General features: G+C 28.1%; 16 protein-coding genes and 1 pseudogene. 7 read left to right on the forward strand and 10 right to left on the reverse strand.

Annotated features, from left to right (window positions below):
* Positions 1 to 9 precede the first annotated feature (9 nt).
* The 6 genes and pseudogenes from CORN_RS08560 to CORN_RS05830 form a co-directional block, all read right to left on the reverse strand.
* Positions 10 to 249 (reverse strand): annotated as a pseudogene (locus tag CORN_RS08560) (DUF2165 family protein); the annotation flags it as partial.
* A gap of 110 nt (positions 250 to 359) precedes the next feature.
* Entirely contained in the window at positions 360 to 506 is a 147-nt protein-coding gene (locus tag CORN_RS08655; RefSeq protein WP_167348870.1) for a DUF2165 family protein, read from the reverse strand.
* A gap of 78 nt (positions 507 to 584) precedes the next feature.
* Entirely contained in the window at positions 585 to 2,705 is a 2,121-nt protein-coding gene (locus CORN_RS05815) for a heavy metal translocating P-type ATPase (protein ID WP_066008768.1), read from the reverse strand.
* Positions 2,695 to 2,886 carry a heavy-metal-associated domain-containing protein gene (locus tag CORN_RS05820; RefSeq protein WP_066008767.1) on the reverse strand — a complete coding sequence of 64 codons (192 nt, stop codon included), beginning with the start codon at positions 2,884 to 2,886 and terminating at the stop codon, positions 2,695 to 2,697. The genes CORN_RS05815 and CORN_RS05820 overlap by 11 nt, the downstream gene beginning before the upstream one ends.
* A gap of 14 nt (positions 2,887 to 2,900) precedes the next feature.
* Positions 2,901 to 3,215: a DMT family transporter gene (locus tag CORN_RS05825; RefSeq protein ID WP_066008766.1), complete on the reverse strand. Its 315-nt coding sequence runs from the start codon at positions 3,213 to 3,215 to the stop codon at positions 2,901 to 2,903.
* Positions 3,212 to 3,553 (reverse strand): DMT family transporter, encoded by a 342-nt coding sequence (locus CORN_RS05830; protein WP_066008765.1) that lies wholly within the window; start codon positions 3,551 to 3,553, stop codon positions 3,212 to 3,214. Before CORN_RS05830 ends, CORN_RS05825 begins: the two co-directional genes overlap by 4 nt.
* Before the next feature lie 159 nt (positions 3,554 to 3,712).
* Here CORN_RS05830 and CORN_RS05835 point away from each other — a divergent pair, with 159 nt between their 5' ends.
* From CORN_RS05835 to CORN_RS05865, 7 genes are all read left to right on the forward strand, one after another.
* Positions 3,713 to 4,420, forward strand: coding sequence for a YebC/PmpR family DNA-binding transcriptional regulator (locus tag CORN_RS05835; RefSeq protein WP_066008764.1), 708 nt, complete (start codon positions 3,713 to 3,715; stop codon positions 4,418 to 4,420).
* Between the two features lie 8 nt (positions 4,421 to 4,428).
* Entirely contained in the window at positions 4,429 to 4,911 is a 483-nt protein-coding gene (locus CORN_RS05840) for a peptidylprolyl isomerase (protein WP_066008763.1), read from the forward strand.
* Positions 4,912 to 4,959: 48 nt separating this feature from the next.
* Complete coding sequence (locus CORN_RS05845; protein ID WP_066008762.1) at positions 4,960 to 5,388, forward strand: hypothetical protein; 429 nt, start codon at positions 4,960 to 4,962, stop codon at positions 5,386 to 5,388.
* 51 nt (positions 5,389 to 5,439) lie between these two features.
* Complete coding sequence (locus tag CORN_RS05850) at positions 5,440 to 6,051, forward strand: DedA family protein (protein ID WP_066008761.1); 612 nt, start codon at positions 5,440 to 5,442, stop codon at positions 6,049 to 6,051.
* Positions 6,038 to 7,297: a DUF2920 family protein gene (locus CORN_RS05855; protein ID WP_066008760.1), complete on the forward strand. Its 1,260-nt coding sequence runs from the start codon at positions 6,038 to 6,040 to the stop codon at positions 7,295 to 7,297. Before CORN_RS05850 ends, CORN_RS05855 begins: the two co-directional genes overlap by 14 nt.
* A gap of 63 nt (positions 7,298 to 7,360) precedes the next feature.
* Positions 7,361 to 8,137, forward strand: coding sequence for a threonine/serine exporter family protein (locus CORN_RS05860; RefSeq protein WP_066008759.1), 777 nt, complete (start codon positions 7,361 to 7,363; stop codon positions 8,135 to 8,137).
* Complete coding sequence (locus tag CORN_RS05865; RefSeq protein WP_066008758.1) at positions 8,134 to 8,646, forward strand: threonine/serine exporter family protein; 513 nt, start codon at positions 8,134 to 8,136, stop codon at positions 8,644 to 8,646. Before CORN_RS05860 ends, CORN_RS05865 begins: the two co-directional genes overlap by 4 nt.
* A 3-nt stretch (positions 8,647 to 8,649) precedes the next feature.
* Here the strand turns inward: CORN_RS05865 and argS are convergent, their stop codons facing one another.
* From argS to CORN_RS05885, 4 genes are read right to left on the reverse strand one after another with little or no spacing between them, the layout of a single operon-like run.
* On the reverse strand, positions 8,650 to 10,245 hold the full coding sequence (argS, locus tag CORN_RS05870; protein WP_066008757.1) for an arginine--tRNA ligase: 1,596 nt from the start codon (positions 10,243 to 10,245) through the stop codon (positions 8,650 to 8,652).
* Between the two features lie 11 nt (positions 10,246 to 10,256).
* Complete coding sequence (locus CORN_RS05875) at positions 10,257 to 10,496, reverse strand: twin-arginine translocase TatA/TatE family subunit (RefSeq protein ID WP_066008756.1); 240 nt, start codon at positions 10,494 to 10,496, stop codon at positions 10,257 to 10,259.
* A gap of 1 nt (position 10,497) precedes the next feature.
* Positions 10,498 to 11,112, reverse strand: a complete 615-nt coding sequence (gene gmk / locus CORN_RS05880) for a guanylate kinase (protein WP_066008755.1) — start codon at positions 11,110 to 11,112, stop codon at positions 10,498 to 10,500.
* Positions 11,109 to 12,707, reverse strand: a complete 1,599-nt coding sequence (locus CORN_RS05885) for a hypothetical protein (RefSeq protein WP_172663986.1) — start codon at positions 12,705 to 12,707, stop codon at positions 11,109 to 11,111. The genes gmk and CORN_RS05885 overlap by 4 nt, the downstream gene beginning before the upstream one ends.
* Between the last annotated feature and the right edge of the window lie 58 nt (positions 12,708 to 12,765).

Below are 12,765 nucleotides of genomic sequence, written 5' to 3' on the forward strand. Positions count from 1 at the left end.
TTTGATAAATCAATCATCGTTTTTAATACTAATATAAATTAAAGCTAAAAGCATATAAATTACTAATCTAGTAGCATCAGGCAAACCATTCCATGTTTTACTCATCCACATACCAAACCACTCTACAACTACCACTTGAAAACCAAAAAACCAAAGCAAACAACAACAAGTTAAAGCAATAATTTCAAATTTTTTAGCTTTATGAAAAATTTTTACATCTGAATTTCTTGCAATAAACATATCTAAAGCACCTTTAAAGCAGTGAGTATAATAAAAGTTTCAAAGTAAATATAATATAAGCAATATGATAAACAGTAAAATTTGTAATAGCCATATAAATAATAGCATTACCTAAATAATCAGGTTTGGTATCCATACCCATAGCAATACTTTACAAACTGAAAACTTGAACTATAATCAGTTATATTACCAAAAACAACAATAGCCACTAAAGAGGCAAGTATAAGCAAGATAATCATTTTAGAATATCTTACTATATTCGTCATAGAAAAATCACAATTGCAATATCATCGTGATACTCCTTTTGTTAAAATTATATTAATATAATAATAAAACTAAAATATCTAACGCAATCTTAAAGAATTCAATACAACTGTTACCGAGCTAAAACACATTGCTAAAGCTGCCAAATGTGGACTAAGACTTATAAATGGCACAAAACCTGCTGCAATAGGAATACATAAAGCATTATAAATAAAAGCCCAAAAAAGATTAAGCTTGATAATGTTTTTAGTTCTTTGAGAAAGCTTAAAACAATAAGCTATTAAAGATAAATCATCTTTTATTAAAATCAAATCCCCACTTTTTTTAGCAAGTTCACTTGCTTTGGAAAAACTTATACTTACATTAGCTAAATTTAAAGCAGGTGCGTCATTAATACCATCTCCTATAAAAAGAACTTTTTCTTTTTTCGTTTTTTCTTTTATAAATTCAAGCTTTTGTTCAGGTTTTAAGTCAGAATAATACTCATCGATATCTAATTCATTTGCCGTCTTAGCAACACTTTTTTCATTATCTCCACTTAAAATAACACTCTTTATACCTTTTTGTTTTAAATTTGCTATCAAGTCTTTAGCTTCGTTTTTAAGTTTATTTTGTAAACAAACTCCACCAAGACAAATTTTATTTTTCACAAAATACAAACATATAGGCGCTTGATCTTCAAATTCTTGTAAAAATTGTTTGTTTTTTTGTATATCAACGCCATTTTCAAGCATTAATTTTTCATTACCTATTAAATACTCATCATCATTTTCTTGATAAAACAAACCACTGCCTACCAAAATGTCCAATTTTCCTTGTAAATTTAATTTTACATTCAGTTCTTTAGCAAAAGCCTTTGCAATAGGATGGGAGCTTAAATTTTCAATTTCTGTGAGTTTTTGAAAATCTTCTTGAGTAAGATTATGCTTATAAATACTTAAATCATCTTGACTTAAAGTACCTGTCTTATCAAAAACAGCAAGTTTTATACTAGATAAACTCTCTAATACCACTGGATTTTTCACTAAGATAAAATTTTTTGCACCATTTGCTAAAGCACTCACTATAGCTATAGGAGTTGCTAAGCCCAAAGCACAAGGACAAGAAATTAAAAGCGTAGCACAAGCATGTAAAAATGCTGTGTTAATTCCTTCTTTGAAATACCAAAAAATAAATACAAAAAGTGATAAGACAATAATGCAAGCTACAAAATATGCTGAAATTTTATTAGCTAAATTTGCTAAAGGTGTTTTTACATTGCCTGCTTTAAAAACAAGATCTTTAATTTGCTCCAATGAACTTTCAATCGCCTTTTTACTAGCTTTAATCTTTAAATTTCCATTGATCAACACACTTCCTGCTAAAATTTCATCACCTTGTTTTTTCAAAAGTGGTAAAAACTCTCCTGTTAAAAAACTCACATCAATCTCAGCTTCACCTGCTATAACCACCCCATCAGCAACAACACTTTCACCCTCTTTTACCAAAATCACATCATCTTTTTTCACAAAAACACTAGGTATGACTTTTATACTTCCATCTTCTAAAATTATATTAGCATTTTTAATATCTATATTTTTTAATTTGTTTTGATACTCTAAAGATTTAAATTTGGCCTTTTCTTCTAGATATTTACCTAATAAAACAAAGCTTACAATCATCGCTCCGCCACTAAAATACAAATAACCATCTTTACTAAATACCTCAAAATATACAAGAAAAGAATATATAAAAGAAGTAAAAGCACCTAAGGATATCAAGGTATTCATATCTAAATTTTTATACCTTAATCCTTTAAGAGCATGGATAAAAAAACCTTTTCCACAATAAAAAATCGCTATCATAGATAAAAACATTTGAATCAAAGCAGAAGTATTTCCTTGAACAAACATTTCAAAATACATTACAATAAAGCTTAAGATTATACTTATAATAAGCTTTATTTTCATATTTTTAAGCTCTTGGAGTTTAAACTCGTATAAATTTTGCTCTTCTTGTAATATTTCAAAACCCAAAGTTTCGATTTTTTCTTTAATTTTTGCTTCCAATGATAAATCTTTAAGCAAAAATACTCCGCTAGAATTGACATAAGAAACACTTACATCTTCTACTCCATCAATTTTTGCACAAACTTTTTCTATAGCATTAGAGCAATTAACACAAGTCATATTGCCTATTTTTAATTTTAACTCATGCTTCATCTATTTCAAAACCTAAATCTTGCAATTGCTTTATAAATTCTTCAATTTGCTCTGCATTCAGATCAATCTCTATGCTTTTATTTTCAACATCTATTTGTATAGTGCCAAATTTATCTTCTAATGAAGCTTTGATTAAATTTACACAACTTTGACAATTGATATTTTTAGTTTTAATTAACATATTTTCTCCATATTTTAAGAATTCAATAAAATAACAGCAATAATTACTACAACAACACCAATTAAACCAATTTTATTTAATTTTTCTTTATATAAAATCCATCCACCTAAACAAGTTCCAAGAATACCAATAGCACCCCATGTAGAATACGCAATACTTAAAGGAATATACTTCAAACTAAACGATAATAAAAAGAATGCTAATATAGCACACACAATAGCACTAATACCCCAAATTTTAAACTTAAATCCTTCTGATTTTTTTAATAACAAATTAGCTATAATATCTAAAATAGCAGATATAATAATAATTAATAAGTAAAATTTCATTTCTCTTTTACCTCACCCAAGTTAATCATTATTATCCCGATTATAGACAGAAGAATTCCTAAAATTTGATAATTTGTTAAACTCTCATTAAAAAGTAAAAATGATACCAAAAGTATCAACACCATCCCCAAAAGTTCCCAAACAGCATAAGCTATACCTACTTGAATTTTTCTTACAGCCAATCCCATAAGAAAATATGAAAAAGCAATAAATAAAGACATAAACACATAACCGAAAATTTTATTTTCCATTTTTAAGAAGCTTGTTCCAATTACCTCAAAAACAATTGCCCCTATTAAAAAAAACCATGCAGTTAAAACCTCTTTTTTTAATTTCATAATAGTTTTCCTTGTTTATTTAATTAAAATTTTGTCGTGAGATATTTCAAATATATTTGTTTTAATATTAAATATATTAACATAATGTTATTTAAAATCAAATTTAGACTTCTTAGTCTATACTTTTAAATTTAAAACAATACAAGAAAGAGAGAATTTATGGGAAGAGCGTTTGAATATCGCAGAGCCTCTAAAGAAGCAAGATGGGATAAAATGAGCAAACTTTTTCCAAAACTTGCAAAGGCTATACAAGTAGCAGCAAAAGAAGGCGGAATTGATCCTGATATGAACCCGAAGCTTCGTAGTGCCATAGCTACTGCAAAAGCTAATAATATGCCAAAAGACAATATCGATGCAGCTATTAAAAGAGCAAGTGGAAAAGATAGTGCTGATATTAAAAATATCCACTATGAAGGAAAAGCAGCACATGGAGCTTTAGTTATTGTTGAATGCATGAGTGATAATCCTACACGTACAGTAGCAAATGTAAAAGCTATTTTTAGCAAAAATGGTGGAGAAATTTTACAAAATGGCTCTTTAACTTTTATGTTTTCACATAAGGCAGTTTTTCATCTTGAAAAATACGACGGAGATTTAGAAGAACTAGAACTAGAACTCATTGATGCTGGACTTGAAGAACTTGAACAAAATGACGAAGAATTACTAGTTATAGGCAATTATACCGCTTTTGGTGAGCTTAGCAATGCTATAGAAAAAAAAGGTTTAGTGCTTAAAAAAGCAGGACTTGAGTACCTTGCAAATAATCCTGTAAGTTTTAGCGAAGAACAACTTCTTGATATTGAAAAATTGCTTGATAAATTAGAAGATGATGATGATGTACAAGCAGTTTACACCAACATAGAATAGGAGCAATTATGCTTAAAAAAATCGATATAAAAGATGCTAAAAAATATAATTTTGCCATTATTAGCACCGAAAAAGGTGATATGAAGTTAGAATTATTTCCCAATGAAACACCACAAACTGTGTGCAATTTTGCAAATTTAGCCAACGATGGTTTTTATGATGAACTTATTTTTCATCGTGTAATTCCAAATTTTGTGATACAAGGTGGTTGTCCTTATGGTATAGGTTCAGGTGGACCTGGCTATGAGATAGAATGTGAATGCGATGGACAAAAACACAAACACTTAAGAGGCAGTTTATCTATGGCTCATGCTGGTAGAGATACAGGCGGATCGCAATTTTTCATTTGCCATAGTCCACAACCTCATTTAGATGGAGTGCATACTATTTTTGGACAAATTAATCCTGAAGATAAAGAAAGTTTAGAGGTGTTGGATAGTATTAGAGCAGGAGATAAAATCAAAACTATCCAAATTTTAGAAAAACTTTAATTTTACATCTCCTTAAAATTGTGCTATGATTTTTTAAGGAGATTAATTATGCATTTTATTTTTATTTGTATTCATCTTGTCTGTGCTATATTTTTTATAGCTTATGTATTTTTTGATGTGTGTGTTTATCATTTTGCTTATAAACACGAAAGCAAAGAAGATTGCGATAAAATTAAAAAAGCCTATACTAAATCAAGTATTATTATTTTTGCTAGTATTTTTATCTTGCTTTTCTTTAGCGGAATTTATCTTTTGAGTTTTTATGAAATTAACTCTTTTTGGGATTTTTTTGCAAGTAATTTTGGAATATTTTTATTCATTAAGCTTTCATTACTAGTAACAATGCTGGTTTTAACTTCCTATTCTTTATTTTTTATAAAAGTTTTAAAAAGAAAAGATCCTTTAAAATCTCATTTGATTGCATTAATTTTATGCATTTTAATAGTCATTTGTGCAAAAGCTATGCTGTATTTTTAAAACATTAAAACTAAATTTATATTATTAGTTTAAAAAATAAAGGTTACTTATATGCTTGCTGATATTATTGACTTTTTACTTACTCTTGCTAAAGATTGGGGTTATTGGGGGATTATTTTTCTTATGTTTATTGAAAGTTCCTTTTTTCCTTTTCCTAGTGAAGTGGTAATGATACCTGCTGGATATTTGGCTCATCAAAATGAGCTTAACTTTTGGTTGTGTTTACTTTGTGGGACTTTCGGAGCTCTTTTGGGGGCTTTGCTTAATTATTATTTGTGTTATTTTTTAGGACGTAATGTTGTTTTAAAAATATGCAAATACTTTGGAGTTAATGAAATAAAATTTACTCAATTTGAAGCGTTTTTTAACAAACATGGAGAAATCTCTACTTTTAGCGGAAGATTAATCCCTGGTTTACGTCAATACATTTCCCTACCTGCTGGACTTGCGAGAATGAATCTAAAAAAATTTATATTTTATACTAGCTTAGGAGCTGGTATTTGGTGTTTGATTTTACTTATACTGGGCTATGTTTTAGGAAAAAATGAAGATTTAATTAAAGAATATCTACATTTAATTGTTATTGCTTGTATTATTTTTACTGGGGTGATTTTAGCTATTTATATCTATATACAAAAAAGGAAAAGACATGCTTCAAACTAAATTTTTCCAAATTCCATCTTTTGATGATATAGAACTTAACATCCAAAGACAATCTTTATTAAATTTTAGAATCGATTATGATGATGAAAAAGAGGTTAAAGCTATAGTTTTTCTTTTACCCGGCTTAGGTAGCGATATCAACGATACATATCAAAACAAACTTATTTATAGAGTTTTAGAAAACCACGATGTAATTTGTGTAAGTGTAAATTATTTTTGCGTACATTGTAGGCCACAAAATGGTGCTAAATTAATATTAGATGAATTTGATAAAAACATCATCGCTACTATTTGCAATACTTGTCAAATAGATATTAATAATAAATATTTCAATAGTCATAAAGATGTTTTAAAATTCTTAGATGCGGAAATTACAGAATTAAAATCAAAAAATAAACTCCCAAAAGATAAACTCATAGATGTATCCTTAACCTGCGAACCACCAAATGAAGAATATCAAAATTTTGGTATTATGCAAGCGCTAGATTGCTTACAAGTTTTATCTTATATTAAAACAAATCATAATCTTTTTACTTCTAAAAATACAGGGGGGGGGGATCTTACTCAACTTCCTACCATTCTCGTTGGAAGCTCACATGGTGGATATGTATCACATCTAATGGCAAAATTAATGCCGTGGGAAATTGATGGGGTTATAGACAACTCATCTTATGCTAAAGCCTTCTTACCCCTAATTGGTTTTACAAAGGAAATAAATTTTATAAAATACTCTGAAGCTTTTGATATAAATTCAAGATTTGCAAATTTAAAACTTAACTTTTTCACTAAAACACATTTTACAAGCAATCCTAGTTCTCCACGATACTTTTCAAAAGCACACTATAGAATTCGTAATATTTTAGATGAAGAACACTTGCAAATTCAAGCACAATACCCAAGACCTATATACAGATCTTATCATAGTGTATATGATACAAGAATAGCTCCGCCAGAAGATAAAATTCAACTTTATGAATTACTAAAAAAACTTGGTTTTGATGCCCATTTAACAATAATTAAAAACAAAGATCAAATTGATGGAAAATTTATTAAAAATTTAGAGCATGGTATGGGTATGTCTTTAAAAACTTTAATCAATAAAGAACTACCTACAATGTTAGAAAAAATTTCTAAACAGAAGAAAAAAACAAATGTTAAAAAAATCACTTATCCAAGTGAAAATTTAATCTATACTTTTCAAAAAAGTGAGTACGACTTTCCACAATTTTTTCTAAAATCTTTTTAATTTTATAAGATTTTATATTTTAATTTTGATAAAATCCTATAAAAATTATTTTAAAGAATATTTATGGAAAAACCATCAATTCAAAATTTAACAAATTTTTTAATCGAATACATTAGTGTTTTTCTAAGTGCTGGAACTTACACAGCTAGAGTTGCAAAATGCGTTGGGAGAATAGCTAATGCATACGGTTATGAAATAAATATGAATTTTTTCTTTCATCATACTACGCTAAATATTTTTGATAAAGAAGATAGCTCTATACAAAGAACCTATATCATACCTAATAAGCACAATCATGTTAATTTCAAATTAATTTTAGAACTTAGTGCATTAAGTTGGCAAATTCACGATCATAAGTATAATTTAGAAGAAGCTAAACTTTCTCTTTTTAAACTTACACAAATTAAAAAGGCTCCTTTTTTGGCTAATTTATTTTTTGCTTCCGTGGCAAATTCAGCATTTTGTAAACTTTTTGGTGGAGATTTTTATGGATGCTTATTTGTGTTTTTAGCAACTTTAGTGGGTTTTAGCTTGAGAATTTTACTCACTAGAATAAAAATTGACTTAAGAATTCAATATATTCTTTGTTCATTTTTATCTTCTTTTATTGTATTTTTTGGAGTAGATTTAAAACTCATTCAAGAAGCAAATGTTGCCTTAGGTTCTAGTATATTATACTTAATACCTGGAGTTTATTTTATAAATTCCATTATTGATATTTTAAAAGATCATATACTCATGGGACTTAGTCGTATTATTAGTGTAGTAATATTAGTATGCTGTATTGCTATTGGAATTTACACCACTCTAAGTATCAACGATTTTGGGATTTTGAGATGATTGATTATTATTCTATACTTTGGGATATGTTTTTTGCGGCTCTAACAGGCTTTGGTTTTGCCTATGTGTGCAACCCACCTTTTAAAACTCTTATACTTTCAGCTATTTTAGCAGCTATAGCTCATAGTTTGCGCTTTACACTAATGGCTTATTTTGGTTTTCAAACCCTAGCTATTGCCACATTCATAGCTTCATTTAGTATTGGCTGTCTTGGCTTATTTTTAGCTAAAATTTTTAAAACACCTGCTGAAATTATCGCATTTCCTGCTCTTATTCCCATGATACCTGGAATTTATGCCTACAAATCCATATTATATTTAATCTCTTTTATACGTTCAGAGAATATTAGCGAAAAAACTAATTTTTTGATCTTATTTTTTGACCATTTCTTTACCACGCTTTCAGTAACACTAGCTTTAGCAGTAGGAGTAAGTGTAACCTTGCTTTTATTTTTTGAGCAAAGTTTTATGATGACAAGAAGTATTAAAAAGAATAAAAATCACGATTAAAAATTAATCGTGATTCATTTTATTTTTCGCTTCTATTCCCATAAGAGCAAAAGCCGTTTTAATACTTAAGGCACATACGGCAAAAAGTTTTAAAAGTTCATCTTCATTGCTTGAGCCAACAACTTTATTTTCATTGTAAAATTTATGAAATAATGAGGCCAAATTTTTCAAATAATCAGGAATTTTCTGTAAAGCCCTTGACTCAAACGCATCATTAAGCACTGCTTTTAAATTTAAACTTTCAAATAAAAGATTCATGCCATCTTCATTTAGATTTTCAAACTTAGCATACATAACATTATCTACACTCTTACCTGCTTTAGCGAATACTTGATGAATTCTTGCATGAGCATAGTTAATATAATATACAGGATTAGAACTATCTTCTTTTTTAAATTCATCCACATCAAATTCTAAATGCGTATCACATTTTTTACTAATAAAAATATATCTTAATACATCACTACCAAGCTCTTCTAAAACATCACCCATTAAGATAAAATTTCCTGCTCTTTTGCTCATCTTATAAGGTTCACCATTTTTTAAAAGTGAAACCATTTGTGCTAAAATAATTTCAAGATTTTGACTATCATGACCTAAAAATTCCATAGCAGCTTTCATTCTAGCTATATAGCCATGATGATCAGCTCCCCATATATTGATACACTTATCATAACCACGGCTCATTTTATCTTTATGATAAACTATATCAGCAGCTAAGTAAGTTCCTTTACCATCATCTTTAATGATCACACGATCTTTTTCATCTCCCTTAGCACTTGATGCAAGCCAAATTTTACCTTCTTGCTCGTAAATTCCACCATGCTCTTTTAAGGCTTTTAAAGTATTTTCTAATTCATTATAATAGTTTGTTTCACTCACATAAACATCAATAAATATCTTAGCATCAGCCAAATTCTGTTTGATGATTTTTAACATCTTATCCTTAGCCCAAATAGCCAATTGTGGGATATTTTTTTCTATAAAAAAATCTTTTTCAAATTCACCAAAGGCTTCTTTTGCTATATCTATAATATATTCCCCCTTGTAATATTCATCAGGGTATCTAACTTGCTCCTTTAAACAATGTTCTTTTACCGCAAGTAATATAGAAAGACCTAAAAGATAAATTTGATTACCTGCATCATTGACATAATATTCTGTATCAAATTTATATCCTAAGTGTCTAGCTACTCTAGCTAAAGTATCTCCAAAAATAGCACCTCTAGCATGTCCTATATGCAAAGGCCCAGTTGGATTTGCACTAACATATTCAAGTAAAAAACTCTGCTCTTTTTTGTTATCCTTTGCAAAATTTTCACTATTTTTTAAAGCTTTTGTTGCTAAAGAATTCAGAAAATTTCTTGAAAGTTTAAAATTTACATAACCATTTAAAGCTTCTACACTTTCAAAACATTCGCAATCTTTTAACTTAACAACAATATCGTTAGCGATTATCATGGGATTTTGCTTTAATTCTTTAGCCAATGAAAAAGCCAAAGGTGTAGCAAAATGTGCCAAATTTTTATTTTTAGGGTTTTCTAAGATAAAATCTTTTCCTAGTTTTTCTTTAATTTCTTTGTAAACTAAAGTTTTCAATGTTTTTTACCTTAAGCTTTTTTTACTTCTTCGTTATTTTCTTTTGCAAGAACATCTTTTTCATTGATTTTTTCGATTTTTTGTGCATCATCTTGAACAATTTTTTTATCATCTTCGGTATTCATTTCATCTTTAAAAGTTTTAATACCTTTTCCTAAACCTTTCGCAAGTTCTGGAATTTTTTTTGCACCAAAAAGTAACACTACAATAAGTAATATAATCAACCATTGAGTTCCGCTTGGCATATGCATTTTATTCTCCTTTATTCCATTGAATTTGAATTTGTTTTAAATCATGTTTTGTGCTTTTTAATTTCGAAGCCTCAAAAACTGCTTCTAATTGCCTATAGCTTTTTTCAAGATCATCATTTATGATTAAAAAATCATATCGATCTAAATAAGCCATTTCATCACTAGCATTTTCTAATCTTTTGCTAATATCTTCTATTTTATCAGTATTTCGCTTAAGTAATCTTTTTTCAAGTTCTTTTTTATCTTTAGTTGTAATAAATACAGAAGTAATGTAATCTGACATTTTTTCTTTAGCTATACAAAAACCTTGTACATCAATATCAAAAATAACACTTCTACCCTCTTGCAATGCTTTTTTTACAGGTATTAAAGAGGTACCATAATAATTTTTATGTACCAAAGCCCATTCTAAAAATTCACCCTTTTCTATACCTTGTTTAAATTCTTCTTCGCTGATAAAAAAATAATCTACTCCATTTTTTTCATTTTCTCTTGGAGCTCTTGTTGTACTTGAAATAGAAAAATAAATATTATCTTTTTCTTTAAAAAGCCTTTGGAGTAAAGTGCTTTTTCCTGCTCCACTTGGCCCTGAGATAATTAAAATTTGACCACTCAATGTTTATCCTCATCAAAGCTTATATTGATATTTATATTCATTTTCATACCTTTTAAGGCTGCTTTTAAAGTATCATCAGTAATGCTTGAAGTAATAGTTTGAGCTATACTTTTACTAAGCTCATTTACCACTTCATTTTCTTGTAAATTTTCTGTTTCTAATTGGGTATTGTTTGTCTCATTCTTTTCTTCTTTTTCTACAATAATTGGAACAAGCTCTTCGCCTAAAGCTAACATAATATCATTTTCATTTAAATTTGCAAATTCATCTTGCACATCATCTAAAATTTCGCCCATATTTTCCTCTATATTTTCCTCTATCAAAACACCACTTGATTGCACATTCTCGTTACTATCTGTTTTTTGGGTATTAAAATCTTGCATTAACTCTTCATCAAGACTACTAAATTCTTCATCCAACTCATCAATAGCTGCTAGTTCTTCTTTGATTTTATCTTGAGTGCTTAATTCCTCTTCTTCTAGTTGAAAATCATCCAAACTATCATCTTCTAAAACTTCTTCTACTAAAGGCTCATTTTCTTCTGTAACTAAGCTATCTTCTTTTTCCTTGCCAATAAATTGAGCATCTTCGGGCAAATCATCAAAATTCATCTCTTTTTCGCCTATTTCTTCAACCATAGGCAACTCATCAAAAGAATTAAATTCGGCGGGGTTTTCTTCTATATTTTCTTCTATATTTTCTTCTATATTTTCTTCTATATTTTCTTCTATATTTTCTTCTATATTTTCTTCTATATTTTCTTCTATATTTTCTTCTATATTTTCTTCTATATTTTCTTCTATATTTTCTTCTATATTTTCTTCTATATTTTCTTCTATATTTTCTTCTATATTTTCTTCTATATTTTCTTCTATATTTTCTTCTATATTTTCTTCTATATTTTCTTCTATATTTTCTTCTATATTTTCTTCTATATTTTCTTCTATATTTTCTTCTATATTTTCTTCTATATTTTCTTCTATATTTTCTTCTATATTTTCTTCTATATTTTCTTCACTCAAATCATCTGATAACATCAAGTCATCTTCTACTTTTTTCTCATCTACTAATTCACTTGCTATTTCTAGCGTATTATCGACTTTTAATTTATCATCTAAATTTTCTTCGAAAAACTCTTCTTGTAAACTTAAATCATCTTCACTCAAATTCTCTTCATGTTCAGATAAATCAATACCAGCTAAAAGCTCATTCCCATCTAAAGGTGTATCTTTATCAATTAACACATCATCATCAAAACTCAATTCATCTTCTTCTAAAGTGTTATTTTTATCTTCACTCAAAGTTTTTTCTCCGCCCAAAAGTTCTATAAAATCAGTAGGTAAAAATGGCTTATATAAACACTCTATACCTTCTTTTTGATCTTGATTTCTAGGTAGTAAATAAATCAATCTATTGCATTTGTCTTTTAAATCATCTAAATTAGCTTCAATATCATGATCTATTATAATGACATCATAAAATTCTCCAAGCTCTTCAACATTTGCAACTTCTTCAAAATCATGACCTAATTTTTGAACTCCTAAACTGATTAGTTTTGAAACAGCTGTATTAGAATTTATCAGCATAACCTTCATTTGTCATCTCCCAAAAATTAAAGAAATATCTTATTTTAAAACATTTTTAATTATTTAT

It is taken from the genome of Campylobacter ornithocola, from assembly GCF_013201605.1.
Taxonomy (GTDB): Bacteria; Campylobacterota; Campylobacteria; order Campylobacterales; family Campylobacteraceae; genus Campylobacter_D; species Campylobacter_D ornithocola.